16 protein-coding genes are annotated in these 17,713 nt (G+C 63.5%); 5 read left to right on the forward strand and 11 right to left on the reverse strand.

Features of this window, described 5'->3' with window-relative positions; translation table 11 throughout:
* Positions 1 to 6: 6 nt before the first annotated feature.
* The 5 genes from LDZ23_RS12665 to pilM form a co-directional block, all read right to left on the reverse strand.
* On the reverse strand, positions 7 to 552 hold the full coding sequence (locus LDZ23_RS12665; RefSeq protein ID WP_008344080.1) for a shikimate kinase: 546 nt from the start codon (positions 550 to 552) through the stop codon (positions 7 to 9).
* Between the two features lie 93 nt (positions 553 to 645).
* Positions 646 to 2,100: a type IV pilus secretin PilQ gene (locus LDZ23_RS12670; RefSeq protein WP_326929450.1), complete on the reverse strand. Its 1,455-nt coding sequence runs from the start codon at positions 2,098 to 2,100 to the stop codon at positions 646 to 648.
* Between the two features lie 53 nt (positions 2,101 to 2,153).
* On the reverse strand, positions 2,154 to 3,023 hold the full coding sequence (gene pilO, locus LDZ23_RS12675) for a type IV pilus inner membrane component PilO (RefSeq protein WP_008344077.1): 870 nt from the start codon (positions 3,021 to 3,023) through the stop codon (positions 2,154 to 2,156).
* Positions 3,020 to 3,700 (reverse strand): PilN family protein, encoded by a 681-nt coding sequence (locus tag LDZ23_RS12680; protein WP_033536969.1) that lies wholly within the window; start codon positions 3,698 to 3,700, stop codon positions 3,020 to 3,022. Before LDZ23_RS12680 ends, pilO begins: the two co-directional genes overlap by 4 nt.
* The gene (gene pilM / locus LDZ23_RS12685) at positions 3,697 to 4,698 is read right to left on the reverse strand and encodes a type IV pilus biogenesis protein PilM (RefSeq protein WP_033536974.1); all 1,002 of its coding nucleotides are present in this window, start codon (positions 4,696 to 4,698) and stop codon (positions 3,697 to 3,699) included. Before pilM ends, LDZ23_RS12680 begins: the two co-directional genes overlap by 4 nt.
* Positions 4,699 to 4,960: 262 nt before the next feature.
* Here pilM and LDZ23_RS12690 point away from each other — a divergent pair, with 262 nt between their 5' ends.
* Entirely contained in the window at positions 4,961 to 7,369 is a 2,409-nt protein-coding gene (locus LDZ23_RS12690) for a penicillin-binding protein 1A (protein WP_033536970.1), read from the forward strand.
* 62 nt (positions 7,370 to 7,431) lie between these two features.
* On the opposite strand, the gene cyaY is transcribed toward LDZ23_RS12690, so the two are convergent.
* Entirely contained in the window at positions 7,432 to 7,749 is a 318-nt protein-coding gene (gene cyaY, locus LDZ23_RS12695) for an iron donor protein CyaY (RefSeq protein WP_008344070.1), read from the reverse strand.
* Positions 7,750 to 7,784: 35 nt separating this feature from the next.
* Between cyaY and lptM the strand changes: the two genes are divergently transcribed.
* A complete protein-coding gene (gene lptM / locus LDZ23_RS12700) occupies positions 7,785 to 8,066 on the forward strand; it encodes an LPS translocon maturation chaperone LptM (protein ID WP_008344068.1) in 282 nt (93 codons plus the stop codon).
* Between the two features lie 44 nt (positions 8,067 to 8,110).
* Complete coding sequence (lysA, locus tag LDZ23_RS12705; RefSeq protein WP_008344066.1) at positions 8,111 to 9,373, forward strand: diaminopimelate decarboxylase; 1,263 nt, start codon at positions 8,111 to 8,113, stop codon at positions 9,371 to 9,373.
* 50 nt (positions 9,374 to 9,423) lie between these two features.
* On the opposite strand, the gene msrQ is transcribed toward lysA, so the two are convergent.
* The 5 genes from msrQ to LDZ23_RS12730 form a co-directional block, all read right to left on the reverse strand.
* Positions 9,424 to 10,062, reverse strand: a complete 639-nt coding sequence (gene msrQ, locus LDZ23_RS12710; RefSeq protein ID WP_008344065.1) for a protein-methionine-sulfoxide reductase heme-binding subunit MsrQ — start codon at positions 10,060 to 10,062, stop codon at positions 9,424 to 9,426.
* A 3-nt stretch (positions 10,063 to 10,065) separates the two neighbouring features.
* Positions 10,066 to 11,055, reverse strand: coding sequence for a protein-methionine-sulfoxide reductase catalytic subunit MsrP (gene msrP, locus LDZ23_RS12715; RefSeq protein ID WP_008344063.1), 990 nt, complete (start codon positions 11,053 to 11,055; stop codon positions 10,066 to 10,068).
* A gap of 132 nt (positions 11,056 to 11,187) precedes the next feature.
* The gene (gene ccsB / locus LDZ23_RS12720; protein ID WP_008344060.1) at positions 11,188 to 12,390 is read right to left on the reverse strand and encodes a c-type cytochrome biogenesis protein CcsB; all 1,203 of its coding nucleotides are present in this window, start codon (positions 12,388 to 12,390) and stop codon (positions 11,188 to 11,190) included.
* 4 nt (positions 12,391 to 12,394) lie between these two features.
* Positions 12,395 to 14,626: a cytochrome c biogenesis protein ResB gene (locus tag LDZ23_RS12725; protein ID WP_008344059.1), complete on the reverse strand. Its 2,232-nt coding sequence runs from the start codon at positions 14,624 to 14,626 to the stop codon at positions 12,395 to 12,397.
* Between the two features lie 176 nt (positions 14,627 to 14,802).
* Positions 14,803 to 15,477: a c-type cytochrome gene (locus LDZ23_RS12730; protein ID WP_033536975.1), complete on the reverse strand. Its 675-nt coding sequence runs from the start codon at positions 15,475 to 15,477 to the stop codon at positions 14,803 to 14,805.
* Between the two features lie 301 nt (positions 15,478 to 15,778).
* On the opposite strand from LDZ23_RS12730, the gene yihA reads away from it, so the two are divergent.
* Together yihA and hemB are read left to right on the forward strand one after the other, a co-directional pair.
* Positions 15,779 to 16,441, forward strand: a complete 663-nt coding sequence (yihA, locus tag LDZ23_RS12735; protein WP_008344055.1) for a ribosome biogenesis GTP-binding protein YihA/YsxC — start codon at positions 15,779 to 15,781, stop codon at positions 16,439 to 16,441.
* Between the two features lie 254 nt (positions 16,442 to 16,695).
* Complete coding sequence (hemB, locus tag LDZ23_RS12740; protein WP_008344053.1) at positions 16,696 to 17,694, forward strand: porphobilinogen synthase; 999 nt, start codon at positions 16,696 to 16,698, stop codon at positions 17,692 to 17,694.
* Positions 17,695 to 17,713 lie beyond the last annotated feature (19 nt).

Here is a 17,713-nt window from a genome sequence, read left to right on the forward strand (position 1 = left end):
TGATCTTCAGGCCGGTTTGACGACGCCGGCGACCTCCAGTTGCATCAGGACCATATTGACGAGCGCGTTCACGGTCGGCCGTCCGGTTTCCACGACGAAATGCGCGCATTCGTGGTACAGCGGATCGCGCGCCTGAAAGAGCGCTTCGAGCTTGCCGCGCGGATCTTCGGTCTGCAGCAGCGGGCGATTCTTGTCGCGCCGTGTACGCTGCCAGAGATCGTGCGGATTGGCGCGCAGATAGATGACGATGCCGCGATTCTTCAGATGTTCGCGATTGTCGGGGCGCAGCACCGCGCCGCCGCCCGTCGCGAGCACGATGCCATCGCGCTGCGACAGCTCGTCGATGACGTTCGCCTCGCGCTGGCGGAAACCCGCTTCGCCCTCGAGTTCCCAGATCACCGGGATGCGGGCGCCCGTGCGCGCCTCGATCTCATGATCCGAATCGATGAAGGAGCGCTGCAGACGGCGCGCAACCGCACGTCCCACGGTGGTTTTACCCGCCCCCATGAGTCCGACGAAAAAAATGTTCGCGTTCGCGTGCCCTTCCTGCAACTCGGTTTCCTTCCAGTTCGATGCAATTTGTTCGTGCGGCAGCTTAAGGGCAAACCGCCCGCTTTGTCGAGTTTCGCGGCCCTCGTGACGGGCCTAGCCGCTCGACGCGATCACATGCGGCATAATCAAAATGACGAGCTCGCTCTTCGAGCTGCGCCGCGCGTCGTTGCGAAACAGCCAGCCGATCAGCGGCAATTTCGACAGTCCCGGCACGCCGGTCGTGTCTTCGTGTTCGTCATCGGAATAAATGCCGCCGATCGCCACGGTGCCGCCGTTTTCCACTTCCACGCGCGTCTGGATATGCTTGGTATGGATTGCCGGCCCGTTCGCCGTCTGCTCGCCGACACTGTCTTTCGTGATGTCGAGATCGAGAATGACGTGGCCATGCGGCGTGATCTGCGGCTCAACCTCCAGTTTGAGCGTTGCGCGCCGAAACTGCACGCCCGACATGCCATTGCCAACCTTCGCCTGATACGGCACTTCCATGCCCTGCTCGACGATCGACTTCACGCGGTCCGCCGTCACGACGCGCGGCCGCGAAACGATTTGTCCGCGCCCTTGCGCCTCCAGCGCGCTCAGTTGCACGTTGAGCAGCCGGGTGGCCTGCGCGACGAACAACGTGAGCCCGGCCGTCGCCGCGTCGAAACCGTTGATCGGCCCCGCCGACAAATCGTATACCACACCGTCCGCGCCGCCCGCGAACCCGGTCGCCGGATCGTTCTGCGCCGCGATGCCCAGCTTGACGCCGAGATTGCGCGACAGTCCCGCCTCGCCCTCGACGATCTTCGCCTCGATCATCACCTGCGGCGTCGGCTTGTCGATCAGCGCGACGAGTTCGGCGATCTGCCGCACGCGAGCGTCGAGATCGGTGATGAAGAGCAGATTCGTGCGGGCATCGGAGATGGCGGAACCGCGCTTCGACAGCACGCGCTGGCTGCCCGAGCCGGACAGCATCTTGCGCAGCTCTTCCGCGCGCGAATAGCGCAGCACGAACGTACGGCTCGCGAGCGGTTCGAGGTCCGCGGCGCGCGCGTGGGCCTCGAACCGCAGCTTCTCGCGCGCCGCCAGTTCCGCGAGCGGCGCGACCCAAATGACATTGCCGTGCCGCTCCATCGCGAGTCCGTGGACTTCGAGGAACGTGTCGAACGCGCGCCGCCACGGCACGGCGACGAGATTCATCGACACTTGTCCGCGCACCTTTTCGCTCGCGACGATGTTCAGGCCGGTGAAGCGCGCGAATGCGTGCAGCGCGGCGCTCAAGTCGGCGTTTTTCAGATCGAGCGTGATCGGCTTGCCGTCGTCGTCGCTCTGCGATGCGTCGCTCAGACGCTCGAGTTTCGGCAAAGGCACGGGCGGGCCTTCCAGCGCCTCTGCCGTTTCTGTCTTCTCCGTTTCCGCCTGCTCCGCCGCGGGCTTCGCGGGCTGCGCGTCGGACGTCGCGACGATAGGCGGGTCGACAGCCTGCGCGTCGAACGATGCGGGCAGCGGCGGAAGCGGCGGGACGATCGCATCGGCGCTATCGGCGGCAAACGCCGTGTGCGCAGACATCGACAGCGCAGCCGCCATTCCGATGAATCTGCCTGAAAGCTTCGCGAACCGGCTCACGTGCGATCCTCCGCGAAAGTCAGCTTGCGCGACATGCCGTCTTCTCGGGCGAGTTCGATTGCGCGCGGCACGACGCGCCCGAGCCGTTCGTCGCCGATTTTCTGCCCCGGCGCGAAGCTGTCGACGTCGCGGCCGCTTTGCAAAAGCGCCATCGCGCGACGCCGTGCGACGAACGTGCCCACCAGCAGCATGTCGCTTCCCTGCGCGGCGGCGTCCGCGCTGCCGAACGGATCGATGACGAACGCGTTGGCGCGCGACACTGCGGCGGGCGCGACCGCCGGCAACGTTTCGAAGATGCGCAATGTCGCTTCGATGGCGAGCGCGTTCGCCTGCCGCTTGATCTGCACGTTCTCGGGAACGACGAGTCGCGGCAGGCCGGCGAGCGCATCGAGAAAGCGCCGTAGCTCCGCGAAGCTGCCGTCCGCGCGCAGCTTGAGCGCGCGCTCAGGAAACGGCTCTCGCTGCTTCGGCGCCCCGCCTTTGACGGCGACAGGCTCGATGTCCGCGACGCGCACGCCGCTCTGGGCGGCCAGATCCGCGACCGCGCGCAACGCGTCGGCGGCGCTCCAGTGCTCCGGATCGAGGCGCCCCGACGACGCGCGCGCTCGCAAGCCGGACAGTTCGTCGGCAATGCGCGCCGCGTCCTGCGCCTTCGCTTGTGCCGCGGCCAACGCGACGCGGCTTTCATCGAGCCGGCTCGCGTCCGACATGCGCCACGCGCGCAGGCCGAACGCAAACACGACGACACTCAACGCGAGCGCGACACACGCGGTCCGTCGCCTCGACCAGTCGTCGAGCGGTTGCAGGATGGAGAGCGCGCCGCGCGAGCGCGTCTTCATGGCGATGTCCATCGGAATCGTGCTCATGGGCGTTCCCCCTGCGTTGCCGCCAAAACCGGACGTGCCTGACGCGACGCCGTTTCATCGCGCGAATGATCCGGCGCATAGCGCACCAGCGCGACGAACTCGAATCGCGCGGCGTGCTCGTCGGAGGCCGTCGATGCAGCGCGCCTGGCAGGCTGCGTCGACGGAATTCCGTTCGCGCGCCGTTTCATTTCGATCACTTCCACCGCCTGCACGCCGCGCAGGCGCTCCAGCCGCTTGAGCCATTGCGACGCTGCCTGCGAATCGGGTGCGAGCGCCGCCAGCTCGACCTCATTCGTTCGCTGCGACACGCGTTGAAGCGCGACGCCGCGTTGAAGAGGCGAGTCGGCGAGCGCTTCGAGCAGCGCGAGGAAACGCTCGCGCGGCAACGCCAACGGCTGCGCGGCCTCACGCGCGCGCCGCCGTTCGCTTTCTGCGCGCACGAGCCGTGCGTGTTCGTCGATCTGCGCGCTCGAAGCACGCAGCGACGTCTCCAGCGCGACACGCCGTTCATCCAGTCGCGCGCGCTCGAACAAGTCGCGGCCAGCGACGGCGCCAACGGCCGCGCAGCCCGCGAGCGTCACCGCGCCGATCAGCGCGAGCCGCTGCCGCCGTAGCTCGCGTCGCTTTCGCGCGCGATAAGGCAACAGATTGAATCCGTCGAGCATGGCAGCGTTCATTGCATCACCTCGCGCAACGCCAGGCCTACCGCAACCGCGAAACGCGGCGAATGCTTGTGCACCGTCTGAATCTCGGCCACCCCGTTGCAATAAGGCGCGGCTTCGAACGGCAATGCCGCGCAGCCGAAAGTCTTGCCGAGCACGGGAAGCGGAAGGCCCGCGTGCGCCATCAACTCGATCTGCCCGCCGACGTAGATGCAATCGAGCGGCGCGTGTTCGCCAGCGAGTTCGTGCAACGCGTCCGAAATGCTCCGATGCTCGGGCGCGGGATACCGGACTTCGTTTTCGACGCCGCGCGAGCCGACGAGCCAGCCGTGCAAGCCGCCGCTTTCCAGCCAGCAGACGAGATAGCGCGCGTCGGCGTCCAGTTCGACGGAACCTGCATGGCGCATCGCGCGCAATGCGGCGGCCGGCTCGCTGTCGATGGCCGATAGCGCGATGCCCGCCTCCGCCGCGGTCTCGACTCGCGCCTCGACGTGTCGCCGCGCCGTCGCCGCTATCGCGACCAGCGCGTCGCCGTCTTCCCGCGTCTGCACGGACCAGTCGACCGCCAGCGCGCCGCGTTCGATGCCCGCCGCGCGCTCGGCTTCGGCGAGTACGGCCGGCTCGAGCAAGCCGCGCGGATCGCCGCCGATCGGGGCTGCGAGCTGCTCGTGGGTGTCGATGAGTCGGGCGAGCGGAACTTGCGTCGTAAGCGTCGCCGACGACGGCAAGCCCATCGCGCAACGCAGCGCACGCCAAGCGCCGCTTTCCGGCAGCCGCCCGAACGCCTCGCGCAACGCCGCGACGATAGGCGCGCGATCGACGAAATCGCCGCCGACCACCGCACCCGACGGCAGCGCCACCGACTCCAGATGCTCGACACACACCGCCGCATTCGCCCTCAACCGCCTGCTCACGATGGCGAGGCGCACCGCGTCCTCGCTCACGTCGATGCCCGCCGCGTAGCGCCGCGTGACCGTCAGCATCGTGCCGCGCAGCATGTTTTCCTTGCTCATGACCGCTCCTTCCATTCGATCGCGCACCGAACCGTTCGGGCGCTTGATGTCGGAAGAATTGTCGCGAGCGCCGATCGCGGCGAACACTCGGCCGAATGGCCAACGCTCGCGTCGGAGGGATGCTTCCGCGCAGGATCGCGCGTATCTTGAAGACAACGGCAGACGCGTGTGCAGGCGCACACGGCGGCAGCGTGCGCCGTGTGCGTCAAGAAAAGTCCGAAACCCGGGCAGCTATAATCGCGTGACTGTTTTTGGTGGTGCTATGCAATCCTCTTCCCCGTCCAACCCGCCGTCCACGCCGCCCGAGAAGCCGAAAAAAGCCAAACGCCCATGGTGGGGGAGGCTCATGCTCGGATTTTTCGTCAGCGTTTTCGCGCTCGTCGTCTGCGCGGGTCTGGTGCTCGGCTACGCGCTCGTCGTTGCGATGCCGAACCTGCCGTCGCTCGAAGCGCTCACCGATTACAAGCCGAAGGTGCCGCTGCGCATCTACACGGCCGATCACCTTCTGATCGGCGAATTCGGCGAAGAGCGCCGCAGTGTCGTGCGCATTCAGGACGTGCCCGATCATCTGAAAAAAGCCGTGCTCGCCATCGAAGACGCGCGCTTTTACGATCACGGCGGCGTCGATCTCACCGGCATTCTGCGCGCGGGCTCGGTCGCCCTGACCAACGGCCACGCGTCGCAAGGCGCGAGCACGATCACGATGCAGGTCGCGCGCAATTTCTTCCTGTCGAGCGAGAAGACCTACACGCGCAAGATTTATGAAATGCTGCTCGCGTACAAGATCGAGCGCGCGTTGACGAAGGATCAGATTCTGGAGGTCTATATGAATCAGATCTATCTCGGGCAGCGCGCGTATGGTTTCGCGAGCGCGGCGCGGGTCTATTTCGGCAAGGATCTGAAGGACGTCTCGCTCGCCGAGGCGGCGATGCTCGCGGGTCTGCCGAAAGCGCCCTCGGCGTACAACCCGGTCGTCAATCCGAAGCGCGCGAAGGTGCGGCAGGAGTACATCCTGCAACGCATGCGGGAGCTGAACTTCATCACGCAGGCTGAGTACGAGCAGGCCGTGCAGCAGCCGCTCGTCGTGAAGGGACAGGGCCGCGAATTCAGTGTGCACGCCGAGTACGTCGCGGAAATGGTGCGTCAGATGCTGTACGCGCAATACCGCGAAGAAGCGTACACGCGCGGCCTGAATGTCGTGACGACGATCGATTCCGCCGACCAGGACGCCGCGTATCGCGCGGTGCGCAAGGGCCTGATGGATTACGAGCACCGGCACGGCTATCGCGGGCCGGAAGGTTACATCGATCTGCCGGCGAACGCGGATGACCGCGAGCAGGCCATCGACGATGCGCTCGCCGAGCATCCCGACAACGGCGAGATCGTCGCGGCGGTCGTGACGTCGGCGAGTCCGAAGGAAGTGAAGGCGAGCTTCATCGACGGCAACACGGCAACCATCAGCGGCAACGATCTGCGTTTCGTGCAGTTCGCGCTCTCGTCGCGCGCGCAGCCGAACTCGCGCATTCGTCCGGGCGCGATCGTGCGTCTCATGAAGGACGACGACGGCGACTGGATCATCACGCAATTGCCGCAAGTCGAAGGCGCGCTCGTGTCGATGGTGCCGCAGGACGGCGCGATCCGTGCGCTCGTCGGCGGCTTCGACTTCAACAAGAACAAGTTCAATCACGTCACGCAGGCATGGCGCCAGCCGGGATCGAGCTTCAAGCCGTTCATCTATTCGGCATCGCTCGAAAAGGGTCTCTCGCCCGCGACGATCATCAACGACGGACCGCTTTTCTTCAGCGCCGCCGAGACGGGCGGCCAGGCGTGGGAGCCGAAGAACTACGGCGGCGGCTTCGACGGCCCGATGACCATGCGCTCCGCGTTGCAGCGCTCGAAGAACATGGTGTCGATCCGCATCCTGAGTCATATCGGCACGAAGTACGCGCAGCAGTACATCACGCGCTTCGGCTTCGATGCGGACCGTCATCCCGCTTATCTGCCGATGGCGCTCGGCGCCGGCCTCGTCACACCGCTGCAAATGGCAGCCGGTTACGCGGTGTTCGCGAACGGTGGATATCGTGTGAATCCGTATCTGATCGCCGATATCACCGATCCGTACGGGCGCGTCGTGTCGCATCCGCAGCCGCTCGTCGCGCAGCAAAGCGCGCCGCTCGCGATCACGCCGCGCAACGCTTTCGTGATGAACAGCCTGTTGCAGAGCGTCGCGCAGCACGGCACGGGCGCGAAGACGAATCAACTGAAGCGCGGCGATCTGGCCGGCAAGACGGGCACGACGAACGATTCGCGCGATGCGTGGTTCGCCGGTTATCAGCGCACGCTCGTGGCGATCGCGTGGATCGGCTATGACAATCCGCGCAGCCTCGGCGACAAGGAAACGGGCGGCGGTCTTGCGCTGCCGGTGTGGATGGATTACATGGGCCGCGCGCTGAAGGGCGTGCCCGAGTACAAGCCGATGATGCCGCCCGATATCACGTCGCTCGGCAACGAGCTGTACTACGACGACATGACGCCGGGCCGCGGCTTCGTCGCAACGATCGGTGTGAGCCAGGCGCCGCCGCAGGAAGGCGTGTCAGGCGTGACTGCGCCCGCGCCCGAGGTTGGCGAGCAGGAAAAGCAGGACATCATGAATCTGTTCAAGGGGCAGTAACCCGGCCCCTGCAAAGCAAAGCGAGCGGACCGAAAGGCCGCTCGTTTTTTTTACGCCTCGATTTATGCCTTGAAGCGGATCGGCTCGCCGGCCTGCTCGCTCGAATATTTGCTCAGCGTCGCGAAGAATTCGCTGTTGTCGCGCGTGTCGCGCCAGGCGCCGTCGACGTATTTGTAGTGGAATCCGCCCGCCTTCGCCGCGAGCCAGATTTCGTGCTTCGGCGGCTGCAAGTTGACGATCACCTTCGTGCGATTCTCGAATTCCAGCGTGAGCACATTGCCGCTGCGCTCGAATTCGATGTCCGCTTCGGCGTTGTCCACCGAGCGCTCGATGGCCGTCAGCGCGGCCTCCGCCAGCGTCAGGTATTCCTGGTCTGTCATGCTAAACTCCATCGATTAAACGTATAGGGACGGTCATGCGAGTCGTTTTCAAGATGAGCGCGATTGTAGCGGCTTTGAGCATCGGCGCCGCGGCAACGCTCTCGCTCGGCGGTTGTGGGCAACGCGGTCCGCTGTATCTGCCAAGAGTGCCGCCGCTGCCGCAACGTCCCAACGACCTCCAGAATACGCCGCCTTCGAACGTCGCTCCGGACAGCGAAACGGCATCGAGACAGCCGCTCTCGCTTTCGCCCGAGACCGATCTCAAAACCAGTCCCAATGGTGCATCGGCGCCGAAAGCCGCGTCGTCCGCTTACTGATCCTCGAGCCTTAACGCCTTCGTGGCGCACTTTCGATTCCACGCATGAGTGATTCCGCATTCCACTACGTCGACGGCGTGTTGCACGTCGAAGGCGTCTCAGCCGCGTCGCTCGCGGACCAGTTCGGCACGCCGCTCTACGTCTATTCGCGCGATGCCCTCACGCGCGCCTATCACGCTTACGCCGATGCCTGCGCCGGCCGCAAGGCAACGGTGCACGTCGCGGTGAAGGCGAACAGCAATCTCGCGGTGCTCAACGTGTTCGCGCGCATGGGCGCGGGCTTCGACATCGTGTCGTCGGGCGAGCTCGCGCGCGTGCTCGCGGCCGGCGGCAAGGCGGAGAACACGGTGTTTTCGGGCGTCGGCAAGACGGTGGCCGAAATGCGCGAGGCGCTCGAAGCGGGCGTCAAGTGCTTCAACGTCGAGTCGATTCCCGAGTTGCACGCGCTCAACGAAGTCGCGAAGTCGCTCGGCAAGAAAGCGCCGGTTTCGCTGCGCGTGAATCCCGACGTCGATGCAAAAACGCATCCGTACATCTCCACCGGCCTCAAGTCGAACAAGTTCGGCGTCGCGTTCAGCGATGCGCGCGCGACGTACGCGCAAGCGCATGCCATGCCGAATCTCGATGTCGTCGGCATCGATTGCCATATCGGCTCGCAGATCACCGAAATCAGCCCGTATCTCGACGCGCTCGACAAGCTGCTCGAACTCGTCGAGCAGATCGAAGCGGACGGCATGAGCATTCGTCACGTCGATGTCGGCGGCGGTCTCGGCATCACCTACGACGACGAAACGCCGCCCGATATCGGCGTGTTCGTGAAGACGCTGCTCGATCACATCGAGAAGCGCGGCCACGGTCAGCGCGAAGTGTATTTCGAGCCGGGGCGCTCGCTCGTCGGCAACGCGGGCGTGCTGCTGACGCGCGTCGAGTTCCTGAAGCCGGGCGAGGAAAAGAACTTCGCCATCGTCGATGCCGCGATGAACGACCTCGCGCGTCCCGCGATGTACGAGGCGTTTCATCGCATCGTGCCGGTCGTGAAGCGCGACGAGAAAGCGCATACATACGATGTCGTCGGTCCGGTATGCGAAAGCGGCGACTGGCTCGGACGCGATCGCGAGCTGTCCATCGCGCCCGGCGATCTGCTCGCGATCTGCTCGGCGGGCGCGTACGGCTTCGTGATGAGCTCAAACTACAACACGCGTCCGCGCGCCGCCGAAATCATGGTCGATGGGGAACGCGCGCGGCTCGTGCGCGAGCGTGAGGAAGTGAAGCAGCTGTTCGCCGGCGAATCGATTCTGCCGGACTGAAGCGCCGCGCTTCGAACGAAAAAGCGATGCCCTGACAAGCATCGCTTTTTTTATGCGCGTCGCGCTTTGAGCCAGGCGATCACGCGCCAGCCGAGCAGCACGATCACGATCGAGCCGTAGATCTTCGGCAGTTCGAGATCGTGTTTGCCCGCCTTCATCCACCAGAAATGCAGGATCGCGAGCGCGGCGATCAGATAGATCGCGCGATGCAAGGTCTGCCAGCGACGGCCGAGCTTGCGCACCATCGCTTTCGGCGATGTGACCGCGAGCGGAATCAGCAGCACGAACGCCGCGAAACCGACCGTGATGAACGGCCGCTTGCCGATGTCCTTCAGCATCGCGGCGACATCGAACCATTTGTCGAACCAGATGTACGTCGTGAAGTGCAGTACGGCGAAGAAGAACGCGAAGAGACCGATCATCCGGCGAAAGCGCGCGAGCGCCGTCACGCCCGTCAGGCGGCGCACGGGCGTGATCGCGAGCGTGATGCACAGATACACGAGCGTCCAGAGGCCGGTCGAGCGCGTGATGAATTCGATCGGATTCGCGCCCAGGCCGCCCGTCGCGCCGAGCAGCACGAGACGTGCGAGCGGAAACAGCATCGCGACGAACACGACGATCTTGACCGGAACGATCCATCGCGGTCCCGTCGCGACGCGCGCGCTTTTGATCTGGGAAGCGGACGACATCGTTCAGAAGTTCTTCTTCAGATCCATGCCGGCATACATCGACGCGACCTGATCGCCGTAGCCGTTGAACATGAGCGTCTTGCGTTTCGGCTGAAAGAAACCGTCCTCGCCGATGCGCCGCTCCGTCGCCTGACTCCAGCGCGGATGATCGACATTCGGATTCACGTTCGAAAAGAAGCCGTATTCGCTCGGCGCGTAGAGATTCCAGCTCGTTGGCGGCTGTTTCTCGACAAAGCGGATTTTCACCAGCGATTTCGCGCTCTTGAAACCGTACTTCCACGGCACGACGACACGCACCGGCGCGCCGTTCTGGTTCGGCAGCACTTCGCCGTACAAGCCGACGGTCAGCAGCGTGAGCGGATTCATCGCCTCGTCCATGCGCAGACCTTCGGAATACGGCCATTCGAGGATCGGCGTCGAAAGTCCCGGCATCTGCGACGGATCGGCCAGCGTGATGAACTGCACGTACTTCGCGTTGCCCGTCGGCCCGGCGCGCTTGATGAGCTCCGACAACGACACGCCGATCCACGGAATCACCATCGACCAGCCTTCGACGCAGCGCAGCCGGTACACGCGTTCCTCGAGCGGCGCGAGCTTGAGAATGTCGTCGATGTCGTAGACCTTCGGATTCTTGATCGCGCCCTCGACGGACACTTTCCACGGCCGCGGACGCAGCGTGCCGGCGTGGGCGGCGGGATCGTCCTTGTCGGTGCCGAACTCGTAGAAGTTGTTGTAGCTCGTGATGTCCTTGAACGGCGTCGGCTTGTCGAGCGCGACGAACTTCGGGTTGGTCGTCGCGGCCAGCTTCTGGCCTTTGGCGTCGGGCGATGTCAGCGTCGCGTGGGCGAGGCCGCTCGCGCCGGCGAGTCCTGTCGCGGCGAGCGCGCCGAGCGAACGAAGCGTGCGCCGGCGATTCTCGAACACGTCGCGCGGCGTGATTTCGTGACTCGCAATGTCATCGCCGTACAGATTACGGCCTTGTTTGATCCACATGAAGCGTGACTCCTTCCGTTCATTCTTGTACGGAGAAAACAGCAGATTGGATGCCAGTATTCCACCGCAAAACGAAAAAAAACCGCCAGCGCTCGTCACGCATGGCGGTCTTTTTCGATTCGACGCTGCCGATCAGAGCTTGCCGTAACTATGCAAGCCCGAAAGGAACATGTTGACGCCGAGGAACGCGAAGGTCGTGACGATCAGGCCCGTCAGCGCCCACCATGCGGCGGCGGCGCCGCGCAGGCCTTTCATCAGGCGCATGTGCAGCCACGCGGCGTAGTTCAGCCAGACGATCAGCGCCCAGGTTTCCTTCGGATCCCAGCTCCAGTAGCCGCCCCACGCTTCCGCCGCCCACAGCGCGCCGAGGATCGTCGCGATGGTGAAGAACGCGAAGCCGACGGCAATCGACTTGTACATCACGTCGTCGAGCACTTCGAGCGACGGAAGGCGGTCCGCCATGAAACCGCGCTGCTTCGCGAGATACGCGACGGAGACCATCGCCGAGAGCGCGAAGCTGCCATAGCCGATGAAGTTCGCCGGAACGTGGATCTTCATCCACCAGCTTTGCAGCGCGGGGACGAGCGGCTGAATCTGCTGTGCATCGCGCGCGATCGAATACCACATCAGGAAACCGACCGCCGCGCTGATGACGAGCAGCACGAACGCGCCCATCGCGCGCGTCGAGTAATGCTGCTCGTAGTAGAGATAAAACAGCGACGTGATGAGGCAGAACAACACGAAGACTTCGTACAGATTCGAAATCGGAATATGGCCGACGTCCGAGCCGATCATGTAGGACTCGTACCAGCGCACCATCAGGCCGGTGAAGCCCATCAGCACCGCGACCCACGTCATGCGCGAGCCGATCGCGCCGCCCGTCTGCGAGCGCGTCGCAAGGCCGATCCAGTAGAAGAGCGTCGCGAGGATGAAGAGCGCGCTCATCCACAAGATCGCGGACTGGCTCGACAGGAAGTACTTGAGGAAGAAGTTCGTGTCGGCGCGAGCGAGGTCGTGCTGATAGAGCTGGATCGAGAAAAGCGACAACACCGCGATCAACGCGATCAGCAGGCGTACCGGTTTCCAGCGCCAGCCGAGCACGACGAACGTCGGCACGGCGCCGACCAGCACGGCCGTGTCGTACACGTCCATGTACGCGTGATAGCGGTTCAGCGCGAAACCCGCGCCCGCGACCATCGCGAGGGCGAAGAGCCAGTCGATCAGCGTGAGCCTGCGCAGGAACGGACGATCGTCGAACTCGGCGACATCGGGAAGCCCCGATGCCGGACGTTCCGTCTTGGCGGAGGCGTGGGAGGAAGTCTGTGTGAGGTCCATGATCTTACCGTGTTGAAACTTCCGAGTTCGGGGTCTCGGTTTGCGAATGCCGGTGCGCGTTTTGCGCCGGGGACGGATCGGCCGGTACTTCCGGCTTCACGCCGAGCGCCGCTGCGATCTGCGCGCGCGTACGCACGAACTCTTTCTCGAAATCGAACGTGCGGCGGGCGGTGGACATCGCCATCAGCACGCTCGCGCCGCCCTGGCCCGTATCTTTGAGCCAGAACCAGAGCCGGCGTTCGCGCACGTAAAACATCGCGAAAATGCCGACGACCAGCAGAAGGCTGCCAAGATACACCAGATTTTTACCCGGCGCGCGCGTCAACTGGAATACCGAAGCTTGCACTTGCCTGAAGTTGTCCAGTTGCAGAAAGACCGGCGAACCGTACAGAAAGCTGTCGGAAAGCGCGTTGATGGACGATTGCACGAACGCGGCGTTCTTATCGTCCACTTTAGCCGCGGGCTGGCCGTTTTGCTCTCGGGAAATCTGCCATACGTCCCACATCGCGCCTTCGAGCATCCTCATCAGCAGGCCGGCGGCTTTCTCCTGCTCGCCCTTCGGCACCGATTTGTCGATAAACATCGCGATGCTCTGGAAACCGCCAATCATCTGCGGATTCGTCGTCGCCTTGCCGGTTTCATCGGCGCCTGCGAAAAGATTCAGCACGCGGACGGCGCTTTCCTCCAGATGTTTCTGCAGTTCACCGTTTTCCTGCGGCACCGAACGCAACGCGAAACGATGCGCGGCTTCGGCGCGCGTCGCCGGCGTCGCGAGCGCGGCGCGCAGGTCCATCCACTGTTTGACGGTGCCCTGATCGTCGGCGGGAATGCGCAGATAGCGGAACGGATCGTTCGGGCTCAGGCGCATGCCCGCGAGGAACATACGCTGGCCGCTCACGTCCACGGGCACCATGTAGTTGCTGTATTCGCGCGCCTGGCCGTCCGTGCCGCGCACCTTGTATTGCACCGACGGGCCGATATTGCGCAGATCCGTCGGTCTCGACGTTTTGGCGCCTGAGCCGAGGCGCTCGTCGAATGCATCGCGCAGCGTTTCCTTCTTGCCGACGCCGCGCGCGTCGGGCGCGCCGCTGCCGTCGGTCATGTTCTCGACGTTGATCGCGCGGAAATCCGTGAACTCGACCGTCTCGCCCTGCGCGCCCGCGAACTGCGCGCCGATGGGCGCCGTGCCGCCGATCGTCCCGCTGAACGGCGCGGTCTTCGCGCTGCCGCCGGTCATCGGCCAGGCGGTCATTTCGAGTTTCGAGCCGCCGTCCTGAAAGCTCGATTGATAGATCGAAATGCCGTCATACGTGAACGGCTTGTTCACTTCGATGCGCGCCGGAATGCGCTTGCCTGTCCTGTGATCGATGACGACGATATCGCTCGCGAAGAGCTTCGGCATGCCGGTCGAGTAGTAATCGACGATGAACTTATTGAGCTGAATCGAGAACGGCAGGTCCTGAATGATCGAGCCGTCTTGCTGATTCAGTATCGCCGTGCCGACGAACTGCCCTTCGGGCACCCATGCGTAGCCGCGGAAAGTCGGATTCGACGTTGAAAGACGATGCTCGCGCGGAATGTCGTTGATGACGGCGTTGCTGTTGATCGGCGTCTTGTTGAACATCCACATCTGCAGCTTGATGGGCAGATTGCTGTCCAGCAGACCGCCGATACAGATCACGACGATCGCCAGATGCGCCGAGATATAGCCGACCTTGGTCATCGCGCCGCGCTTGGCGGTGATGAGCGTCGCGCCGTTGTCGGTCTCGCGCGTCTTGAAGCGGTAGCCCATCTTCGCGGACAGGCGTTCGAGCGTCGCGGCGGTCTGCGCGCGATCGGCCGTGACCGTGAACTCGCCCTTGTGATGGAACGCGCGCAGCCCGCCTTCGTGCACGCGATCCTTCCAGCTCTTGATGTCCGCGATCATCTTCGGGCTGTTTCGGATCACGCACAGCGACACCGAGATCACGAGGAAAATCAGGATCAGCATGAACCACCATGCGCTGTACACGGTGTAGATGCTCAAGCCACGGAAGATGTCCGCCCAGAACGGGCCGAACTGATTGACGTAGTTGGGATACGGATCGTCCTGCGTAAGCACCGTGCCGATGATGCTCGCGATCGCCAGAATGACCAGCAATGCGATGGCGAAGCGCATCGAACTGACGAGTTCGACGAAATGCCTGATGGCCCGACGGCTCGACTTCGACTGCAAACCCGATGTGGTGACGCTCATTCAAACTCCGGCTGGACAGCAAAAAAGGGTGGAGACGCTGGCGGTCTTTGTCGACCGACGTCCCACCCTTTTCTTGTTTTCGCGCCGGTCTTCTCGGATAGTCCGGGACCGGCTTCGTAGTATGGGCGATTCTCCGTCTCTGCATGGAGAACCGCTGGACGCTGACTGCTATGCGTTCAATGCAAACCGGCGATGTAGTCGGCGACCGCCTTCATCTCCGCTTCGTTCAGGCGCGAGGAAATCTGGTGCATCGGCTCGCTGTTGTTGCGTTGTCCCGATGCGAAGGCGTTCAACTGCGCCACTGTGTAATCGCCCCACTGCCACGACAGCCGCGGATACTGCACCGGAATGCCCATGCCCGTCGCGCCGTGGCACGCCGCACACGCCGGCACGCCCTTGTCCGCGATGCCGCCGCGGTAGATCTTCTGGCCCAACGCGACGTCGTTCTTGTCGCGCGCGTAATTGGGCTTTGCCTTCTGCGACGCGAAGTACGCCGCGACGTTCACCATGTCCTGATCCGATAGCGCGCCCGCGATGCCCGCCATGATCGGATTGTTGCGCGCCGGTGCCTTTGCACCCGGCTGCGTCTTGTAATCCTTCAACTGCTTGACGATGTACTCGGCGTGCTGCCCCGCGAGCCGCGGAAATGCCGCGCCGGCGCTGTTGCCGTCTGCCGCGTGACACGCCGCGCACACCTGAGTCGCGATAGCCTGGCCTCGCGTCACATCCGGCTTGGCCGGTTGCGCGGGCTCCGCCGCACTCACTGACGTCGATACCGCCAGACCACTCAAACCTGCACCGAAAGCCGCCGCTGCCCGAATCACCACCAGAGACCTGTACAGTCGGTTCATTCGCGTACCCTGTTTTTCGTCTTGTGAGAATGTGAGGTTCTGCAAAAAACGACGGCGACCGATCATCGCCGCAAGATACCCGAACTCGCTGAACGAAGAGGCCCAAAAGTACGCCTCTGAAAACTGTCTCGCTCCTTGTGGGTGCCGCCTGCGGCTTGGGTCTTGCGTGCCCGCTGATCTTTAAAAATCCGTCGTATTGTACAATAACCCGCTATACGCAAAGACGCCAGTCGGGGCATGCCCAGTATTTGCCGGGTTCTCAAGGCTTCGGTTTTCGCAGCGCTTTCGATTGGACCCGCCCATGTCATTCCTGCTTCATCAATCCCGCTTCTTCACGACCGTCAACCATCTGCGCGATCTGCCGCCGACGCCGCAACCCGAAATCGCATTTGCGGGGCGCTCGAACGCGGGTAAATCGACGGCGATCAATATCCTCTGCAATCAGAAGCGGCTTGCTTTCGCGAGTAAAACGCCGGGGCGCACGCAGCATATCAATTACTTCTCCGTCGGTCCGGAAGCCGCGCCGGTCGGCTATCTCGTCGACCTTCCCGGATACGGTTACGCCGAAGTGCCGGGCGCCGCGAAGGAACATTGGCAGCGGCTGCTTTCGACGTACCTGCAAAGCCGCGCGCAACTGTGCGGCATGATCCTGATGATGGATTCGCGCCGGCCGCTCACCGACCTCGATCGCATCATGATCGACTGGTTCGCGCCGACCGGAAAACCGATTCACGCGCTGCTCACCAAATGCGACAAATTGACGCGACAGGAGATGACGAACGCCCTGCGTGCGACCAAGAAATCCTTCGCCGAATATAAAGACGCGGGCTATCGCGGCGAACTTACGGCGCAGCTCTTTTCGGCGCTCAAACGGACGGGCATCGACGAGGCTCACGAACAGATCGAAAGCTGGCTGATACCGGAAGAAGCCGGCGAAAACGCGTCAGAAGACGCAGCCGAGTGAGCGCGGCGCGTGCGCGCCGGCATAAAAAAACCCGCCGCATAACGGCGGGTTAATAGCCTAATCGAATAACGACAGGCACCCGCTCAGGGAGGAGAAGCGGGGAGTCCGGCGGCAAGCGCCTCGCTCGATCGGTATGATATACCATTGTCTCAAAGCGGTTTCAGACGCAGCCAAGTGCTTGTTCGGCAAGGGTTTAGGCGTCTCGGAACACGTTTTCGACCTCCCCTGAAGACCACCCAAATTCGAGTCGAAATATGAGCTTCTATCCTCACCATCGCCCGCGCCGGATGCGCCGCGATGACTTCTCGCGCCGTCTGATGCGCGAAAACATCCTCACGACGAACGACCTCATCTATCCCGTGTTCATCGTCGAAGGTACGAATGTGCGGCAGGCCGTGCCGTCGATGCCCGGCGTCGAGCGCACGTCCGTCGATTTGCTGATGAAAGTCGCCGAGCAATGCGTCGAACTTGGCGTGCCGGTGCTGTCGCTGTTCCCGGCGATCGAACCGTCGATCAAGACGCCCGATGGCCGCGAAGCCACGAATCCGGACGGTCTCATTCCGCGCGCCGTGCGCGAGCTGAAGAAGAACTTCCCGATGCTCGGCGTGCTGACCGACGTCGCGCTCGATCCGTACACGAGCCACGGCCAGGACGGCGTGCTCGACGAAGAAGGCTACGTGAAGAACGACGAAACGAGCGAAATTCTCGTCGAGCAGGCGCGCACCCAAGCTGAAGCGGGCGTGGATATCGTCGCGCCGTCGGACATGATGGACGGGCGCATCGGCGCGATCCGCGAGATGCTCGAAAGCGAAAGCCACATCCACACGCGCATCATGGCGTATGCGGCGAAGTACGCGTCGGCATTCTACGGCCCGTTCCGTGACGCCGTCGGTTCCGCAGCGAATCTCGGCAAGAGCAACAAGATGACGTATCAGATGGACCCGGCCAACTCCGACGAAGCGATGCGCGAAGTGCGCATGGACATCGAGGAAGGCGCGGACATGGTGATGGTCAAGCCGGGCATGCCGTACCTCGACATCGTGCGGCGCGTGAAGGACGAGTTCCGCTTCCCGACGTACGCGTATCAGGTGAGCGGCGAGTACGCGATGATCAAGGCGGCCGCGCAGAACGGCTGGATCGATCACGACAAGGTCATGATGGAAGCGCTGCTCGCGTTCAAGCGCGCGGGCGCGGACGGCGTGCTGACGTACTTCGCGCTGGATGCGGCGCGGATCATTCGCGCTTCCGTGTAAGCGCCAAAAGGGCGATGCG

Origin of the sequence: Caballeronia zhejiangensis, from assembly GCF_022879815.1 — a bacterium.
GTDB lineage: Bacteria > Pseudomonadota > Gammaproteobacteria > Burkholderiales > Burkholderiaceae > Caballeronia > Caballeronia zhejiangensis.

Bases quoted from the DNA above. Each gene is read 5' to 3' on its own strand.
- LDZ23_RS12670 (WP_326929450.1), bottom strand. From the start codon at position 2,100: ATGTCTGCGCACACGGCGTTTGCCGCCGATAGCGCCGATGCGATCGTC.
- pilO (WP_008344077.1), bottom strand. From the start codon at position 3,023: ATGAGCACGATTCCGATGGACATCGCCATGAAGACGCGCTCGCGCGGC.
- LDZ23_RS12680 (WP_033536969.1), bottom strand. From the start codon at position 3,700: ATGAACGCTGCCATGCTCGACGGATTCAATCTGTTGCCTTATCGCGCG.
- pilM (WP_033536974.1), bottom strand. From the start codon at position 4,698: ATGAGCAAGGAAAACATGCTGCGCGGCACGATGCTGACGGTCACGCGG.
- LDZ23_RS12690 (WP_033536970.1), top strand. From the start codon at position 4,961: ATGCAATCCTCTTCCCCGTCCAACCCGCCGTCCACGCCGCCCGAGAAG.
- cyaY (WP_008344070.1), bottom strand. From the start codon at position 7,749: ATGACAGACCAGGAATACCTGACGCTGGCGGAGGCCGCGCTGACGGCC.
- lptM (WP_008344068.1), top strand. From the start codon at position 7,785: ATGCGAGTCGTTTTCAAGATGAGCGCGATTGTAGCGGCTTTGAGCATC.
- lysA (WP_008344066.1), top strand. From the start codon at position 8,111: ATGAGTGATTCCGCATTCCACTACGTCGACGGCGTGTTGCACGTCGAA.
- msrQ (WP_008344065.1), bottom strand. From the start codon at position 10,062: ATGTCGTCCGCTTCCCAGATCAAAAGCGCGCGCGTCGCGACGGGACCG.
- msrP (WP_008344063.1), bottom strand. From the start codon at position 11,055: ATGTGGATCAAACAAGGCCGTAATCTGTACGGCGATGACATTGCGAGT.
- ccsB (WP_008344060.1), bottom strand. From the start codon at position 12,390: ATGGACCTCACACAGACTTCCTCCCACGCCTCCGCCAAGACGGAACGT.
- LDZ23_RS12725 (WP_008344059.1), bottom strand. From the start codon at position 14,626: ATGAGCGTCACCACATCGGGTTTGCAGTCGAAGTCGAGCCGTCGGGCC.
- LDZ23_RS12730 (WP_033536975.1), bottom strand. From the start codon at position 15,477: ATGAACCGACTGTACAGGTCTCTGGTGGTGATTCGGGCAGCGGCGGCT.
- yihA (WP_008344055.1), top strand. From the start codon at position 15,779: ATGTCATTCCTGCTTCATCAATCCCGCTTCTTCACGACCGTCAACCAT.
- hemB (WP_008344053.1), top strand. From the start codon at position 16,696: ATGAGCTTCTATCCTCACCATCGCCCGCGCCGGATGCGCCGCGATGAC.